Annotated in this window: 12 protein-coding genes; 8 read left to right on the top strand and 4 right to left on the bottom strand. The window is 69.3% G+C overall.

The genetic code is table 11. The annotated features are described in order from the left end of the window. Nucleotides 1-37 precede the first annotated feature (37 nt). The 4 genes from AB0E24_RS05575 to gdhA are packed head-to-tail and all read left to right on the top strand — an operon-like array spanning nt 38 to nt 7,259. Nucleotides 38-3,424 carry a molybdopterin-dependent oxidoreductase gene (locus AB0E24_RS05575; protein WP_359375013.1) on the top strand — a complete coding sequence of 1,129 codons (3,387 nt, stop codon included), beginning with the start codon at nt 38-40 and terminating at the stop codon, nt 3,422-3,424. A gap of 29 nt (nt 3,425-3,453) precedes the next feature. Continuing rightward, nucleotides 3,454-4,419: a bifunctional Delta(1)-pyrroline-2-carboxylate/Delta(1)-piperideine-2-carboxylate reductase gene (gene lhpI, locus AB0E24_RS05570; RefSeq protein ID WP_359375012.1), complete on the top strand. Its 966-nt coding sequence runs from the start codon at nt 3,454-3,456 to the stop codon at nt 4,417-4,419. Continuing rightward, nucleotides 4,416-5,873 carry a short-chain fatty acid transporter gene (locus AB0E24_RS05565; protein WP_100808623.1) on the top strand — a complete coding sequence of 486 codons (1,458 nt, stop codon included), beginning with the start codon at nt 4,416-4,418 and terminating at the stop codon, nt 5,871-5,873. The genes lhpI and AB0E24_RS05565 overlap by 4 nt, the downstream gene beginning before the upstream one ends. Nucleotides 5,874-5,915: 42 nt before the next feature. After that, a complete protein-coding gene (gdhA, locus tag AB0E24_RS05560; protein WP_359375011.1) occupies nt 5,916-7,259 on the top strand; it encodes an NADP-specific glutamate dehydrogenase in 1,344 nt (447 codons plus the stop codon). 92 nt (nt 7,260-7,351) lie between these two features. Here the strand turns inward: gdhA and AB0E24_RS05555 are convergent, their stop codons facing one another. Beyond that, nucleotides 7,352-7,984 carry a TetR family transcriptional regulator gene (locus tag AB0E24_RS05555; RefSeq protein WP_079255882.1) on the bottom strand — a complete coding sequence of 211 codons (633 nt, stop codon included), beginning with the start codon at nt 7,982-7,984 and terminating at the stop codon, nt 7,352-7,354. Nucleotides 7,985-8,084: 100 nt separating this feature from the next. Here AB0E24_RS05555 and AB0E24_RS05550 point away from each other — a divergent pair, with 100 nt between their 5' ends. Next, complete coding sequence (locus AB0E24_RS05550; protein WP_069863013.1) at nt 8,085-8,915, top strand: SDR family NAD(P)-dependent oxidoreductase; 831 nt, start codon at nt 8,085-8,087, stop codon at nt 8,913-8,915. Between the two features lie 166 nt (nt 8,916-9,081). Here the strand turns inward: AB0E24_RS05550 and AB0E24_RS05545 are convergent, their stop codons facing one another. After that, nucleotides 9,082-10,230 carry a serine hydrolase domain-containing protein gene (locus AB0E24_RS05545; protein ID WP_359375010.1) on the bottom strand — a complete coding sequence of 383 codons (1,149 nt, stop codon included), beginning with the start codon at nt 10,228-10,230 and terminating at the stop codon, nt 9,082-9,084. A gap of 561 nt (nt 10,231-10,791) precedes the next feature. Between AB0E24_RS05545 and AB0E24_RS05540 the strand changes: the two genes are divergently transcribed. Continuing rightward, entirely contained in the window at nt 10,792-12,903 is a 2,112-nt protein-coding gene (locus tag AB0E24_RS05540) for a SpoIIE family protein phosphatase (RefSeq protein ID WP_435865247.1), read from the top strand. Between the two features lie 84 nt (nt 12,904-12,987). Here AB0E24_RS05540 and AB0E24_RS05535 read toward each other — a convergent pair whose 3' ends face one another. After that, nucleotides 12,988-13,707 (bottom strand): leucine-rich repeat domain-containing protein, encoded by a 720-nt coding sequence (locus AB0E24_RS05535; RefSeq protein WP_359375008.1) that lies wholly within the window; start codon nt 13,705-13,707, stop codon nt 12,988-12,990. A 140-nt stretch (nt 13,708-13,847) separates the two neighbouring features. Further along, complete coding sequence (locus tag AB0E24_RS05530; RefSeq protein ID WP_359375007.1) at nt 13,848-14,963, bottom strand: AI-2E family transporter; 1,116 nt, start codon at nt 14,961-14,963, stop codon at nt 13,848-13,850. Between the two features lie 145 nt (nt 14,964-15,108). On the opposite strand from AB0E24_RS05530, the gene AB0E24_RS05525 reads away from it, so the two are divergent. Both AB0E24_RS05525 and AB0E24_RS05520 read left to right on the top strand, forming a co-directional pair. Next, the gene (locus AB0E24_RS05525; RefSeq protein ID WP_359375006.1) at nt 15,109-15,321 is read left to right on the top strand and encodes an NADP-dependent oxidoreductase; all 213 of its coding nucleotides are present in this window, start codon (nt 15,109-15,111) and stop codon (nt 15,319-15,321) included. Nucleotides 15,322-15,485: 164 nt separating this feature from the next. Next, a complete protein-coding gene (locus tag AB0E24_RS05520; RefSeq protein ID WP_359375005.1) occupies nt 15,486-16,346 on the top strand; it encodes an NAD-dependent epimerase/dehydratase family protein in 861 nt (286 codons plus the stop codon). The last annotated feature ends 82 nt before the right edge of the window (nt 16,347-16,428 follow it).

Below are 16,428 nucleotides of genomic sequence, written 5' to 3'. Positions count from 1 at the left end.
CGACCGGTGGCCGGTAACCGGTTACTCAGGAGTAATGATGACTGAGAAGCACGGGTACTGCACTCTGTGCCGCTCTCGATGTGGTGCCGTCTACACCATCGAGGCAGGCGCTCTGCGGGGAGTGCGGCCCGACCCCGAGCATCCGACGGGCGCGGCGATGTGCCCGAAAGGACGGGCGGCACCAGAAATCGTGCACAGCCCGGACCGTCTGACCCAGCCGCTTCGGCGGACCACTCCCAAGTCCGATCCGGACCCCGGGTGGGAGCCCATCGGCTGGGAGGAGGCACTGAGCGAGACCGCCGAGAAACTGGGACGGATCAAGGCTCAGGACGGCGCGGAAGCCGTGGCCTTCGCCGTGACGTCGCCCAGCGCCACCGCGCTGTCGGACTCCATCGACTGGATCGAGCGGTTCATCCGCCTCTTCGGCAGCCCCAACACCTGCTACTCCACCGAAGTCTGCAACTGGCACAAGGACTGGGCCCACGCCTTCACCTTCGGAAGTTCGCTGCCGACCGCCGACTTCGCCGCCACCGACCTCGCCGTGCTCTGGGGTCACAACCCCGCCAAGACATGGCTGGCTCAGTCGGCGGCCCTCGCACAAGCCCGAGCCGGCGGAGCCCGCCTGGCGGTCATCGACCCCCGCCGCTCGACCAGCGCCCTGGAAGCGGACCACTGGCTCCGTGTCCGCCCCGGTACGGACGCGGCCCTCGCCCTGGGCGTCGCCCGGCTCGTGCAGGAACGTCACGGCTATGACGAGGAATTCGTTCGGGCCTGGACCAACGCGCCCCTGCTCGTGCGCCGTGACACAGGACACTTTCTGCGTGCCCAGGAGATCGATCCGGACCTCGACGGCTATGTCGTCTGGGACACCGCCGACGACACCTGGCGGCCGTACGACACCCTCCGCGCCGCGCGGAACCCCGGCCGCTTCGCCCTGCACGGCACCCATCGAGTGCGCATACGCACCGGCACGGTCGACTGCGAGCCCGCCTTCGAGCGGTACTTCGAGGCATGCCGGCCATGGACCGTGGAGGAAACCGCCCGCACCACCGGCATCGCACCAGCGGAGCTGACCGCCTTCGCCGACGCACTCATCCGGGCACGGTCCGTGTCCTACCACGCGTGGACCGGCGTCGGGCAACAGGCCAACGCCACCCAGACCGAGCGGGCCATCGCCACCCTGTACGCGCTGACCGGCAGCTATGACGCGCCCGGAGGCAACGTCATATGGCCACGGCACGCCCTGAACCCGGCCACCGACCTGACCCAGCTCCCGCACGACCAGCGGGCCAAGGCCCTCGGCATGGCGGAACACCCGCTCGGCCCTCCTGCCCAGGGCTGGATCAGCGGCCGGGATCTGTGCCGCGCGATCCTGTCGCGGGATCCCTACCCGGTACGAGCCCTGGTCGGATTCGGCAGCAACCTGGTGCTCTCACAACCGGATCCGCGACGCACCGCCGACGCTCTGCGCAACCTCGACTTCTACGTACACCTCGACCTCTTCCCCAACCCCACCTCCCAGTTCGCCGACATCGTGCTTCCGGTCAACAGCCCCTGGGAACACGAGGCGATCAAGGCGGGATTCGAGATCAGCCGACGGGCCCAGGAACACGTCCAGCTCCGGCCGCGCATGGTGGAGCCGGTGGGCCAGTCACGCTCCGACACCGAGGTCGTCTTCGACCTCGCGCAGCGTCTGGGCATGGGCGCCGACTTCTTCGACGGCGACGTCACGGACGGCTGGAATCATCAACTGGGGCCCCTGGGGCTGACCGTCGACGAGCTCCGCCGCCATCCTGGCGGCCTGCGGATCCCCCTTGAAACGGTCTACCGCAAGTACGCCCGGAGCACGGAGGACGGCCAGGTCACCGGGTTCGCCACCCCGACCCGACGGGTCGAGCTGTACTCGGAACGGCTCGCGCTGCACGGCTACTCCGCCGTCCCCATCCACGCCGCGCCCGGTACCGGACCCGACTCCCGCTACCCGTTCTCCCTGACCTGCACGAAGAACGGCTACTTCTGTCACAGCCAGCACCGCGGGTTGTCCTCTCTGCGCAAGCGCAGCCCGGAACCCATCGTCGACATCAGCCGGGCACTGGCACAGCGGCGCGGCATTGGCGATGGCCAGTGGGTGGCGCTGTCCACGCGCAGGGGGACGATCCGTATGCGCGCCCGTATCGACCACGATCTGCACGATGACGTCGTATGCGCCGAATACGGCTGGTGGCAGCAGGCCGCTGACCTGGCACTACCGAGTTTCGATCCCTATGACGAGGCCGGCAGCAACTACAACCTCCTGATCGGCGACGACATACGCGACCCGATCAGTGGGTCGGTGCCGATGAGGTCGAGCAGCTGCGACATCCGGCCCATCGCGACGTCCCATTGGGAGGGAACCAAGGAGTTCACCATCGTCTCCGCCGTACCGGAAGGAGCCGACGTCCTGGCCCTGAGCATGGCACCCGCCGACGGTTCGGAGCTGCCCGACTTCCGGCCGGGCCAGCACATCACCCTCGGCTTTCCCACCACCGGCCCCGCGGGCGCGGAACGATCGGCGGCACGCTGCTACTCCCTGACCGGCCCCGCGCAGGACAAGGACCGCACCTCATACAGCATCGCCGTGCGCCGTGTCCCGGACGGACAGGTCTCCGGCCAGGTCCACGCGACCGCGCGTGCGGGGAAGCGCGTGCGACTGACGGCGCCGGCCGGACTCTTCGCCATCCCGCCCGACATCGACCGGCCGGTCGTGCTCCTCGCCTCCGGAATCGGGATCACGCCGTTCATCGGCTACCTCGAGACACTGGCCCGCAGCGGCGGCAGCGTCCCCGAGGTCGTACTGCACTACGGCAGCCGGAATTCCACCTCACACGCCTTCCGGGACCGCGCGAGCGAACTACGGGACGTCATACCCCGGCTGCGCGTCCACACCCACTACAGCCGACCGGAACCCCACGACGTCCTAGGCCGCGACTACGACCACGTCGGGCGGGTCAGCGCCGCCGACGTCGATGCCCGGCTCATCGAGCGCCGCGCCCGGTTCTACCTCTGCGGACCGGAGGACATGCTCTCCGACATCACCAGCGGCCTTGTCGACCGAGGCGTGCCGCGCTTCGACATCTTCGCCGAAAAGTTCCACACCGCCCCACAGCGCGTCGACATCCCCGACAGCGCACAGGCCACCGTCCGCTTCACCCGCGCCAACCGCGAGGTCACCTGGCGCAAAGAAGACGGCACTCTGCTGCAACTGGCGGAGAAGGAAGGGATCCGCCTGCCCAGCGGCTGCCGCCTGGGCCAGTGCGAAAGCTGTGCCATCACCGTCCTGGACGGGCATGTCGCGCATCTGGTCACCCGCCCGGAGGACCTGGCCGACGACCAGTGCCTGACCTGCCAGGCCATGCCCGTGACCGACGTCACTCTCGACGCCTGACCGCTTGACCACCTGATCGAAAGACGACGATGCTGAATATCGACGCCCAACAGACCATCAAAGCACTGCCGTTCCACGACCTCGTCCCCGCGCTCCGGCAAGGCTTCGTTCACGGTGCCAACACTCCTGCCCGCCACCACCACACCGTCGACGCCGACACCGACGCCACCCTCCTGCTCATGCCCGCCTGGTCCCACGGCGAGTTCCTGGGTGTCAAACTCGTCAACGTCTTTCCCGCCAACGCCCTCGAAGGCAGGGCGGCCCTGTCCTCCGCCTTCGTCCTGGCAAGCGCCGCCACCGGGGAGCACCTGGCCATCATCGACGGCAATGAACTGACCCGGCGCCGCACCGTGGCGACCTCCGCTCTGGCCGCCACCTACCTCGCACGGCCCGAGAGCACCACCCACCTGGTGGTCGGAGCGGGGCATGTCGGCAGCCTCGTCGCCGAGGCGTACCGCAGCGTCTTCGACATCCGGACGGTGCTCGTCCACAACCGGTCCGCCGGCCACGCCCATCGCCTGGCCGACACCCTGAAGCAACAGGGGCTTGACGCCCGTGCCGTCACCGACCTGGCCTCCGCGGCCGCCGAAGCCGACATCATCAGCTGTGCCACCCTCGCCACCGAGCCCATCATCCAGGGCGACTGGCTGCGACCGGGCACCCACCTCGACCTCATCGGCAGCTTCCGCCCCACCATGCGAGAGGCCGACGACCAGTGCATACGCCGCGGCGCCATCTTCATCGACACACCACAGGCCCTGCGCGAATCCGGTGATCTGACCCAGCCCATCGACGCCGGCCTCCTCACCCCGGACGACATCGCCGGCACCCTGCCCGACCTGTGCGCCGGCACCATCCCCGGCCGCCGCACCCAGGAAGAGATCACCGTCTTCAAATCGGTCGGCAGCGCACTCGCCGACCTCACCGCCGCCTCGGCGGTCTACCGCTCACACGGCCCGTCCCCCCGGGCCCACACCTGCCAGGAGCCATCATGATCGAGCAGAGGCCCAAAGGGGGCGACGACTCCGCACCTCAGCGACCGCCACGCGATGGATTCCTCGCCCGCGCCGCTACCCGAAGCGCGGCCGTGGCCGAGCGGTGGTTCCCCAACACCCTTGTCTTCGCGCTCCTGACCGTGGCCGTCGTGGCCATCGCCGCAATGGGCATCGGATCGGGCCCGGCGAAGGTCGCCTCTGTCTTCGGCAATGGCTTCTGGGACCTGATCCCCTTCACCATGCAGATGGCCATGGTCGCCATCGGCGGTTATGTCGTGGCCACCTCGCGCCCCATCCAGCGGGTCATCACCCGCCTGGCCCAGATCCCCGCCACAGAGCGGGGTGCCGTGGCCATGGTCGCCACCATCAGCCTCACCTCCGCCCTGCTGAACTGGGGATTCAGCCTCATCTTCAGCGCCCTGCTGGTCAGGCGCCTGGCCGAACGCGACAATCTGCGCGTCGACTACCGGGCCGCCTCAGCGGCCGCGTACCTCGGCCTGGGCGGCAGCTGGGCCCTCGGTCTCAGCTCCTCGGCCGCTCAGCTCCAGGCCAACGCGGAGAGCCTGTCGCCCTCCCTGCTGTCGATCACCGGCGTCATACCCTTCCGGGAAACCATCTTCACCTGGCAGTCCCTCACCCTCGCGGCTGTCGTGATCGTCGTCTGTGTGTCCATCGCCTACCTCACCGCTCCCCGTGGCGACAGTGTGCGCACCGCGGCCGATCTCGGCATCGACCCCAGCGACCCCGTCGAGGACGACGAGCCCCGCACCCGGCCGGGGGAGTGGCTGGAGTACAGCCCCCTGCTCACCTTCGTCGTCGTGGCCCTCGTCGCCGGGTGGGCGGTGCAGGAGTTCGCCGACAAGGACCCCATCGTCGCGATCTCCGCACTCAACACCTACAACCTGCTCTTCCTGACGCTCGGCATGCTGCTGCACTGGCGCCCGCGCCGGTTCCTCGCGGCGGTGAACAAGGCGGTTCCGGCCACGGCCGGCGTGCTCATCCAGTTCCCCTTCTACGCCGGTATCGCCGCCATCATGACCCAGGCCACCAACGGCGGGGGCGACAGCCTCTCCCACTACCTGGCCTCGGCCTTCACCGGCGTCGGATCCTCGACCCTCTTCCCGCTGATGATGGGCGCCTACTCCGTCATCCTGGGTTTCCTCATCCCCTCCGGCGGCGGGAAGTGGATCATCGAGGCGCCCTACGTCATGCAGGCCGCCAACGACCTCAACGTCAACCTCGGCTGGACCGTCCAGGTCTACAACGCGGCCGAAGCGCTTCCCAACCTCATCAACCCGTTCTGGATGCTCCCGCTGCTGGGTGTCCTCGGCCTCAAGGCCCGCGACATCGTCGGCTACACCTTCCTCTACCTCGTCGCCCTGCTGCCGATCGTGCTCGGCCTGCTCACCCTGCTGTCCACCACGCTGCCCTATCACCCGCCTGTCCAGCCCTAGCGCGCTGGCACCTCTCCCCGGGCCCGGGAAGGAACCACGTCAATGCCCCTCGATTCCACAACCGCCGCGCTCTACAACGACATCGTCCACCGCAATCCCGCCGAACCCGAATTCCACCAGGCCGTCGCGGAGGTTCTGCACTCCATCCAACCCGTCCTTCAGCAGCGTCCGGAACTGGGCGACAATGCCCTCCTCCAGCGGCTGTGCGAGCCCGAACGCCAGGTCATCTTCCGCGTGACCTGGACCGATGACAAGGGGAACGCCCACGTCAACCGCGGTTTCCGCGTCGGCTTCAGCTCAGCTCTCGGGCCCTACAAGGGAGGGCTGCGCTTCCACCGCAGTGTCACCCTCGGCACCGTGAAGTTCCTGGCATTCGAACAGATTTTCAAGAATGCCCTTACCGGCCTGGGGATCGGGGGTGGCAAGGGAGGGTCCGACTTCGATCCCAGCGGGCGCTCCGACGGCGAGATCATGCGCTTCTGTCAGGCGTACATGACCGAGCTGCACCGCCACATCGGCCCCCACACCGATGTCCCGGCCGGCGACATCGGTGTGGGCGGACGAGAGATCGGCTACCTCTTCGGCCAGTACAAGAGGATCACCAACCGCTTCGACGCCGGAGCGCTCACGGGCAAGGACCTGAACATCGGCGGCAGCCAGGCACGCCCCGAAGCCACCGGCTACGGCGCCGTCTACTTCCTGGAGGCCATGCTCGCCGAGCGCGGCCACACGCTGGAGGGCAAGACCGCGGTCGTCTCAGGCTCCGGCAACGTCGCACAGTACGCCCTGGTCAAGCTGCACCAGCTCGGGGCCAAGGTGGTCGCCTGCTCCGACTCCACCGGCACGCTCCACGACCCCACCGGCATCCGCGCCGACATTCTGCACGAGGTCAAGCAGGTACAGCGGCGCAAGCTGGACCACTACGTTGAACTGGTCTCCACCGCGCGGTTCGCGCCGGACAGGAGGCCGTGGGACATTCCCTGCGATATCGCTCTGCCCTCCGCGACGCAGAACGAACTCGGCGAGGCCGATGCCGTGTCCCTGGCCAAGAACAACCTCATCGCACTCGCCGAGGGCGCCAACATGCCCTGCACACCGGAGGCGATCAAGGTGTTCCAGGAAGCGAGGATCGCCTTTGGCCCCGGCAAGGCGGCGAACGCCGGCGGCGTGGCCACCTCGGGCTTGGAGATGCAGCAGAACGCCGCACGCACCAAGTGGTCCTTCGAGCACACCGAGCAGACCCTGGCCCAGATCATGCACAGCATCCACCACACCTGCCTGGTCACAGCGGCCGACCACGGCAAGCCCGGGGACTACATCACCGGCGCCAACGTCGCAGGCTTCCTGACCGTGGCCTCCGCCATGAACACCCTGGGCCTGGTCTGACCCACCGAGCCCTGTTGCGGCGCCTGTGATGCGGGTCCGGGGACGGCGACGGCTACATCATCCGGCCGCGGCGAGCCGCCCCGGAACCGGCGTCAGGAGTGATGGGCCTCCGGCTCTCGAGGGCCAACGGTGGCCATGGCGCGGCCGAGGGCGGAGGCCAAGGAGCCCTTGGGGGTCGAGGCCAGCCAGGAGTGCTGGGCGGCGATGAGGCAGCCGAAGGCCGCCGCGGTGACGGCGCGGGGTGTGGGGTCGTCATCGGCGTAGGGCGTGCCCGCCGCCTCGGCGCGGGCGCGCAATTCCGAGACCACGGCATCCTGCATCCGCTGGAGCCGCTGAAGGTACCCGGCGAGCAGCGCGGGGGTCCGGAAGACGATCCGGTGGATCGGCTCCACCAACTCGGCGTGGCCGGGCGCCTCGGCCAGGGCGACCATCACATCGAAGGTGCGGTGCAGCGACGTCCAGATCGGTTCGGCGGCCGGGCGGTCGCGCAGCGCGGCGAGCATGTCGTCCACGACGAGGTCGAACTTGCCGAGGACGATCTCCTCCTTGCTGGCGAAGTATCGATGGACGCTGCGCTGGGACATGCCCACGGCGGCCGCGATGTCGTCGATCGTCGTGGCCTCGAAGCCGCGCTCCACGAACAGGGCCTCCGCGGCTTGGGCGATCTCCCGCCGGACCGCGCGACGGGTGCGCGCACGAAGGCCGGCCTGCTGCTTCTCGCTCATGATGCGCCCAGTCTAACGCGAACCGCCATACCTGTCAGACACTGACAAGCATGGCGTAGGCTGACGCCAGTCAGGATTCGCGAACCATCGGAGATCCCTCATGGCCCCCGGCAAAACCATCGTCATCACCGGCGCGAGCGACGGCATCGGCGCCGCGGCGGCGCGCCAACTGCACCGCAGCGGCCACCGGGTCGTGGTCGTCGGCCGCTCTTCCCACAAGACGCGGGCCGTCGCCGACGAGATCGGCGCCGACAGTTACGTCGCCGACTTCACCCGGCTGGACGAAGTCCGCGCCCTCGCGGCGCGGTTGGACGCCGCGTATCCGCGCATCGACGTGCTCGCCAACAACGCGGGCGGCGTCTTCGGCGATCCCGCCAGGACCCCGGACGGGTTCGAGAAGACCTTCCAGGTCAACCATCTGGCGCCCTTCCTGCTCACCCGGCTGCTGATGGACAAGCTGCTCGCCTCCGGGGCTTCGGTGCTCCAGACCTCCAGCGTCGGCGCGCGCATGGCCGGCAAGCTGGACACCGACGACCTCAACCTCGACCGGAACTTCAGCCCGATCCGGGCCTACGGCGCCGCCAAGCTGGAAAACATCCTGTTCACCAAGGAACTGCACCGGCGCTACCACGCCCAAGGGCTCTCCGCCGCCGCCTTCCACCCCGGGAACGTGGCGTCCAGCTTCGGCACCCGGTCCGAGAGCCGGCTGATGCGGTTCATCGCCACCAACCGGTTCACCCGCGCCATGCTGATCTCACCCGAGAAGGGCGCCGAGCAGTTGACATGGCTGGCCGAGGGCCGCCCGGGCGCCGACTGGGAATCCGGCGTCTACTACGAGAAGCGCAAGCCCGCCCGGCGCACCAACCGCCAGGCCGCCGACGCCGAGCTGGCCCGCCGACTGTGGGATCGCTCGGAGGAGCTGCTGGGCTGAACTCCTCCTCTCGGCGCGGCGGGCGCACGGCGGGTCCGGTCAGCGTGGCGCCGAGCCGCGCACCCGCGACCAGCACGAAGTTCGCCATGGCCGCACTGTGGCGGAGCCACACGACATCCGCTGCGGAAACGTCATCCGCTGCGGAAACGTCATCCCGATACACGTCCTAGGGGCGGGTCCGGCACAGTTCCTGGTCCACGAGTGTGTTCATGGCCCGCTGGGTGTCCTGGCCGCCGTCACTGGTCACGTACACCACGGCGGTCCGGGTCCCGTCTCGGGTGACGCCACCCCAGGTGTGATAGCCGAGCAGTTCGCCCGGGTGGCCGAAGTAGCTGCCGCCACAGGACAACGGGATCTCGCCCAGACCGAGTCCGTACCTCACGCCCAGTTCGGGTGCGGGCTTGGTGGTCGTCATCTCGTCGAGCTGCGCCGGAGCCAGCAGACGGCCGCCGAGCAGTGCGGTGTAGAAGCGGTTCAGGTCGTGCGTGGTGCTGATGATCGAGCCGGAGCCGACGGCCATACTCGGATTGAGTGCCGTGACGTCGATGCTGGTGTTGGTGCCGAACGCGGCGTAGCCACGGGCGTGCGGGCCCGGGATGGACGGGAAGGCGCCGGGCGTACTGGTGCCCCTCAGACCCAGCGGGCGGATGATCCGGTCGTTCACCTCCTGGGCCCAACTCCGGCCGGTGACCTCATGGATGATCATCGCGGCGAGAACGTAGTTGGTGTTGGAGTACGACCAGCCGGCGCCGGGGGAGAAGTGGGGATGGTGCCGCATCGCCAGCCCCACCAATTCCTCGGGAGTGTAGGTGCGGAACCGCTCGGCTCGATAGCCGTCCGCGCTGTTCAACGCGGGTATCTCCGGCAGGACGTCAGGGATGCCGCTCGTGTGTTGCAGCAGCTGCCGCACGGTGACCCGGCTGCCGTCGTTGCCGTTGCCCCGGACCACTCCCGGCAGCCACCGCTCGACGGTGTCCTCCAGGGACATGCGTCCCTCGCCGACGAGTTGCAGCACGACCGTGGCGGTGAAGGTCTTGGTGGCGCTGCCGATCCGGAACCTACCGCCCTGTGGCATCGGCCGTCTGGCGCCCCTTTCGGCCGTCCCGGCACGCGCGCTGTCAGATGTGTCCGGTGACGTCGTCTCGGCGAGCACACCGACGGCCCCGGTGTCGTGGATCGCGTCCACCTGCCGTTGGAGCGGATCGGCCGGCCGCGGCTTCGCCGCCGCCGTCAGCCCGGTCGACGCGGCGAGGAGGACCGCGGCCAGACTGGTCAGGACGAGTGGGCCTCGCCGACGCCTTCCCGACACCTGCATGATGAATCCCCTCCCTGTTCGGGTTGGCTGTGCGTTCAGAGACCGCACAGGTGGCCCGCGGCTGTTTCGCCCCCGGAGCCGGTGGTCGGCGACCATCCCACCAGCGGAGAGCGAATCGGCCCATCCGGCTTTCCCCCCGAAGTCCCGACGCGCTGCCCTCAGGGCGGTGCCTGGGGTTACCCCCCCCGCAGAGGCGCTGAGGCTGATCATTACGGGACATCGCTTAACATTGATGCATGGCGGACTCCGGCATGTCTCCGCCCGGCCGGTGGTTTCCCGCGGGAGCGGAGAGTGTCTTCTCGGATCCGGCAGCCGCTGTCCTCGTGACTGATCCCGCCGGACTGGTGACACCGTGGAGCCCGGGCGCACAGGCCCTGTGGGGACATGCGCCCGAGCAGGTCACCGACACGCCTGTGGCCAGCCCGTTCACGTCCGACGCCACGGCACCCCGGCACCGTGACGGAGAGACCTTGGACGCGTCGGCGCTACCAGCCCCGCCGGCGGGCGCGGAACGGGGGACAGGGCTCCTGGTCCAAGCCGTCCCGGAGGAGGGCGTGGCCGGTGAGCAGCCATTCAGACGGTGAGTCGATCAAGCGGTGGGCGTTCGAGCAGCATCCCGTGGCGACGACGATTTACGACCGGGACGGACGACTGCTGTTCATGAACACCTCGATGCGGCAGGCGACACGACTCTCCGAGGAGGCGACTCGCGGCCGGCTCCTCACCGAGATCGTGCAGGGCGGCGAGTACGCCGAGATCGTCCAGGGCGCCGAGTACGAGGAACTCCAGCAGCGGATCTTCCGGGTGCTGGAGACCGGGCATGTGGAGTCCTACGAGTTCTTCGTCAGGCTGGCGAGCGAGACAAAGGCGCACGCCTGGATCGTGGATGTCGTTCCGCTGAAAGACGAGGCCGGTCGAATCCACGGCGCCAGTGTGTCCGCTTACGACTACTCCGAGCAGTACGAGTCCCGGGAGCGGCTGGCACTGCTGAGCGAGGCCAGGAGCCATATCGGCGCCAGCCTGGACGTGGCCGACACCGCCCGGGAGTTCACCGAGGTCACCGTGGACCGCTTCGCCGATGTCGTCAGCGTCGATCTGCTGGGTCCCGTCTTCCAAGGCGACCTGCCCGGGTCCGACCCCGCCGAGCCCGTCCCGCTGCGCCGGGCGGCATACCGGTCGGCGTACTCGGGCTCCCGGGGAGCCCGAGCCACGGGCGAGTTCGGCCGCCGGCCGACTCCCCGGCTCATCACCCGGTGTCTGGCCACCGGCCAGGCCGAGCTGCACCAGGTCACCGACCCCGATGTCCTTCGATGGCTCATCCGCGACCCCGATCAGGAGGCGCGGACCCTTGCGTGCGCGGTGCACTCCATGATCGTGGTACCCGTCCGAGCCCTGGGCGCCACCCTGGGAGTGGTCGTCTTCCTCAGGTGCGGGTCCCGCGCGCCCTTCGCACGCGGTGATCTGGCCGTCACCGAGGACCTGGTCACGCGCGCCGCCGTCTGCCTGGACAACGCCCGCCGCTACCTCCGCGAGCGCACCACCTCCGAGACCCTGCAACGCAGCCTGCTGCCGCGGAAACTCCCCGACCAGGCCGCGCTCGAAATCGCCTCACGCTACCTCCCGGCCGAAGCCCAGGCCGGTGTGGGCGGCGACTGGTTCGACGTCATCCCGCTGTCCGGCGCCCGTGTCGCGCTGGTCGTCGGTGATGTCGTCGGCCACGGCCTCCAGGCATCCGTCACCATGGCCAGGCTGCGCACCGCGGTGCGCAGCCTCGCCGACCTAGACCTCCCACCCGACGAGCTGCTCACCCATCTCGACGACATCGTCATCCGCCTGTCCGACGACGTCGAGGCAGACGCCGCCGGAGATGTCGGCGCCACCTGCCTGTACGCCGTCTACGATCCCGTGTCCCGCCGCTGCACCCTCGCCCGCGCGGGCCATCCACTGCCGACCCTGCGCACCCCGGACGGCAGCACCACCATCCTCAACCTCCCCGCCGGCCCGCCCCTCGGTCTGGGCGGCCTGCCTTTCGAGGCCGTCGAGGTCGACCTGCCCGAAGGCAGCCTCCTCGCCCTGTACACCGACGGCCTGATCGAAAGCCGCGGCCGCGACATCGACGAAGGCTTCGACGCTCTGCGCCAGGCCCTCAACCGGCCAACCCCCTCCCTGGAGGCCGCCTGCGACGCCGTACTCGAAGCGCTGCCTCCCACCTGCCCGGACGATGACGTCGCACTGCTCCTGGCGCGCACCCGCGCTCTGAGCACCGACCAGGTCGCCACCTGGGATCTGCCGCGTGATCCCGCCACCGTCGCCACGACCCGGCAGAGCGTCTCCGAGAAGTTGACCGACTGGGGACTGGAAGAGCTCAGTTTCGTCACCGTGCTGGTGGTCAGCGAACTGGTCACCAACGCCATCCGCTACGGCCAATCCCCCATTCAGCTGCGCCTGATCCTCCCGCAGCCCGTGGCGGGGCAGGAAGGCACCCCCACCCGCCCGCTGATCTGCGAGGTCTCGGACGCCAGCAGCACCTCCCCGCACCTGCGCCGGGCTCGTGTCCTCGACGAGGGCGGACGGGGTCTGCTGCTGGTCGCCCAGCTCACCCAGCGCTGGGGCACCCGCCACGCCCGCGCCGGCAAGACCATCTGGGCCGAGCAGGTCCTCCCCGCTTCGTGAGCGACGAGGATCCTGCCGGCCAACACGGCGGGCTTCCGCACATCCGGTGTGATGCGGCGCCCGGGCCGCTGCGCCGGCGGCGATTCACAGCAGGACGACGCACCCGCGTTCCTCCAACTCGGTGAGCAAGCGGTGGGAGGGGGTGCAGGTGTTCCAACGAAGGTCCAGCTTCTCCAGGGCGGGCATCCGTGCGACCCAGTCCGGAATCCGGACGATGCGGTTGCTACGGAGGTCGAGTTGCCGGAGCCGGGGAAGGTCGGCCAGCGACGTGGGCACTTCGGCGAACGCGTTCTCACGCAGGTCCAGGTGTCGTAGTTCCCGCAGGCCGGTCACCGTCGTCGGCAGGGTTCTGAGCGCGTTCCCCCGCAGCCAGAGTTCGCGCAGCTTGTGGAGGCGGCCGATGCCGTCGGGCAATCCGGTCAGCCGACCGTGCTGGGCCCGGAGCTCGACCAGTTCCGCCATCCGGCCGACGGTTTCCGGCAGGGCGGTGAGAGGGTTCTCGCCGACGTTGAGGTAGCGCAGCCGCGTCAGGTTTCCCAGTGTGTCCGGGAGCCGGGACACGTTGTTGTCGTGCAGATAGAGACAACCGCTGAGTTGGACCAGGTCGCCCAGCGAGTCGGGAAGCGAGGTGAGTTCGTTGTGGCCGAGGTCCAAAGTGGTCAGGCCGTCCAGCTGTCCGATCTTCGGCGAGAGGGCGGTGAGGCCGTTGTCCGCCAGGATCAGCACTCGGAGCCCGGTGTGCTGCCAGACCGACTCGGGCACCTCTCCGAGCTGTCGGCGCCAGAGGTTGAGTGTGGGCTGCACGGCCCCGTCCTTTCCGTTCGCGGTAGCTCGGTGGCCGAGGCCAGGGTCCGTCTTCGACGACGGACCCTGGCGGGAGGCGCCATGCGGCGGCGCGGGTGTCCGACCACCTCAGGGTGGCCGCGTCGTGACCGGTGAGCTTCTTACTGCGTGGCGGCCGCGCCGGTCTGCTGCTCGTCGGTCGTCGGCTCCTGCGGCGGTTCGCTGAGCTGTTCGCGCAGGTAGTTCCAGACCACCGCGACCAGCGCGGCGACCGGTACGGCGAGCAGACTGCCCACGATCCCGGCCAGGCTGCCGCCCAACGTCACCACCAGCAGGACCACTGCGGCGTGCAGTCCGAGCCCGCGGCTTTGGATCATGGGCTGGAGCACATTGCCCTCGACCTGCTGCACCACGACGATGATCGCCAGCACGATCAGCGCGTCCGTCGGGCCGTTGGACACCAGCGCGATGAGCACCGCGACCAAACCGGCGAACAGGGCACCCACGATCGGCACGAACGCGGAGACGAAGGTCAGCACCGCCAGCGGGAGCACCAGCGGCACCCCCAGAATCCACAGGCCGAGGCCGATGAAGACGGCGTCGAGCAGGCCGACCAGCGCCTGGGAACGCACGAAAACGCCCAGCGTGTTCCAGCCGCGCGCGACGACGATCGGGACGTCGGTGGCGAGCCGGCCGGGCAGCTGACGAGTGAGCCACGGCAGGAAGCGCGGGCCGTCTTTGAGGAAGAAGAACATCAGGAAGAGCGCCAGGACGGCAGTGACCAGGCCGTTGACCACGGTGTTCACCGCCGTGACGACAGTGGCGACCATGCTGCCCGCGCTGCTTTGCAGACGGGCGATCGCGGCGTCGGACGCCTGGGTGATCTCGTCATCTCCGATGTTCAGCGGTGGCCCGGCGGCCCATTCGCGCACCTTGTGGATGCCTGCCACGACGCCGTCGGTCAGCTCGCCGGACTGGGACGCCACCGGAACCGCGATCAGCGCCACGACGCCGGTGGTCACCAGGAGGAACAATACGGTCACGGTTGAGGCGGCCAGGGCGGGAGGCCACCCGTTCCGACGCAGGAAATGGGCCAGGGGCCAGGTCAGCGTGGTGAGAAGGAGGCCGATGACGAGCGGCCAGACGATCGACCACATGCGGCCCAGGAGCCACAGGGACACTGTGGTCATCGCGAGGACCAGCAGCAAGTCGAGCGAGATACGAGCCGATGAGCGGAGCGCGGCGAGGGTTTTCGCCGCATCGAACGTGGGAGGCATGAGATCACCCGTACCACATTTATGCTTCCCGATCGCAGCTGCCCGCCGAAGCCTCGTGTGTTCTAGGGAGATTGACGTGCCGTCAGGCGCTCCTCACCCTCCAACCAGGGTCGAAGCCCAGCCCTGTTGACAGGGGCCGCGACGCTTGCACCTCCGAGGGCGCGCCGCCACTTCCGTCCTCCTCGCCGCCTCCCCTCTCGTCGCCGATGTCACCGGCGAGTACTTCGAAGACGCGGCCCCCGCCCCCGCGCAGCCCGATCCCGCGCCCGGCAAGAACGGCGTCGCCCCCTACGCCACCGACCTCCACCTCGCCGACCGGCTCTTCGACGAGACGCTGCGGATGCTCGACATGAAATAGGTCCGGGGTGCGCAGGGCGGGGGACTCGCCGTGCGCGTCCCCGCCCGGCGCTTGATGCCCTTGAGGTATCAGAGAGGCGGAGAGAGGTCTTGGACGGGGGCAAGCCTGGCGGCGCACTCTTTCAGCGAGGTCATCTCACCGGCCTCAGGAAACAGGAGGCAGCCATGAAGGTTTTTCTGACCGGTGGTTCCGGATATATCGGCAAGGCGGTGATCGCCGCGCTCATCGGGCACGGCCACAGTGTCGAGGCGCTGACCCGCAGCGAGCGGGCCATGCGGACGGTCAGCTCCTTGGGGGCGGTCCCGGTGCACGGTGGGCTCGGCGACCTCGGCGTGCTCAATACCGCCGCGGCCCGTGCGGAGGCCGTGATCCATCTGGCACAGGCCGACACCGGCGACGAGGATCTGGCCGCCGCGACCGCCATGCAGGACGGCATCGGCTCCGGTCCCTACGTGCACACCGGTGGCAGCTGGGTCTACGGCGACACCGACGGTGTGGTCGACGAGACCGCCCCGTGGAACCCACCGGCCCTGGTCGCCTGGCGCAAGCCGGTGGAGGACGCGGTGCTGGGTCGCTCCGGGCGGGGCGGCAGGCCCGTCGTGGTGCGGCCGGGGCTGCTGTACGGCGGCGACAACCGGCTGATCGACAGCTTCTACACCATCCCCGGCAGGGAAGCCGGCGCCGTCCCGTACATCGGTGACGGCGAGAACCACTGGGCGCTGGTGCACGTCGAGGACCTTGCCGAGCTGTACGCCGCCGCGCTCAGGGCCCAGGCCGGTTCGCAGTACGTCGGCGTGGGCGGCGTGAACCCCACCGCCAGGGACTGCTCGCTGGCGGTCGCCCGCTCCATCGGCCTCGACGGCAAGGTCGCCTCGCTCACGCTGGAGCAAGCCCGCGCGCGGATGGGCCCGGTCGCGGACGCCTTCGTCCTGGACCAGCAGCTCACTCCGGCACGCGCCCAGGCCGAGCTGGGCTGGCAGCCCCGGTTCACCGATCCACTCGGCGTCCTCGCCCGCGGCGAGTGACTCGGCCACCAGGCGCATCGGGGGCGTCACCAGCGAGGAGCCTCACGTTCGGGCAGTAGATTGGTGGCTGTCCGAGGGCCTG

The sequence above is a fragment of the Streptomyces malaysiensis subsp. malaysiensis genome, assembly GCF_040653035.1.
GTDB classification, from domain to species: Bacteria; Actinomycetota; Actinomycetes; order Streptomycetales; family Streptomycetaceae; genus Streptomyces; species Streptomyces malaysiensis.
The sequence above is the reverse complement of the archived record's forward strand: the minus strand, read 5'-3'. Positions and strand labels throughout refer to the sequence as shown.

Bases quoted from the DNA above. Each gene is read 5' to 3' on its own strand.
- AB0E24_RS05550 (WP_069863013.1), top strand. From the start codon at position 8,085: ATGGCCCCCGGCAAAACCATCGTCATCACCGGCGCGAGCGACGGCATC.
- AB0E24_RS05530 (WP_359375007.1), bottom strand. From the start codon at position 14,963: ATGCCTCCCACGTTCGATGCGGCGAAAACCCTCGCCGCGCTCCGCTCA.
- AB0E24_RS05520 (WP_359375005.1), top strand. From the start codon at position 15,486: ATGAAGGTTTTTCTGACCGGTGGTTCCGGATATATCGGCAAGGCGGTG.
- AB0E24_RS05555 (WP_079255882.1), bottom strand. From the start codon at position 7,984: ATGAGCGAGAAGCAGCAGGCCGGCCTTCGTGCGCGCACCCGTCGCGCG.
- gdhA (WP_359375011.1), top strand. From the start codon at position 5,916: ATGCCCCTCGATTCCACAACCGCCGCGCTCTACAACGACATCGTCCAC.
- AB0E24_RS05565 (WP_100808623.1), top strand. From the start codon at position 4,416: ATGATCGAGCAGAGGCCCAAAGGGGGCGACGACTCCGCACCTCAGCGA.
- lhpI (WP_359375012.1), top strand. From the start codon at position 3,454: ATGCTGAATATCGACGCCCAACAGACCATCAAAGCACTGCCGTTCCAC.
- AB0E24_RS05575 (WP_359375013.1), top strand. From the start codon at position 38: ATGACTGAGAAGCACGGGTACTGCACTCTGTGCCGCTCTCGATGTGGT.
- AB0E24_RS05545 (WP_359375010.1), bottom strand. From the start codon at position 10,230: ATGCAGGTGTCGGGAAGGCGTCGGCGAGGCCCACTCGTCCTGACCAGT.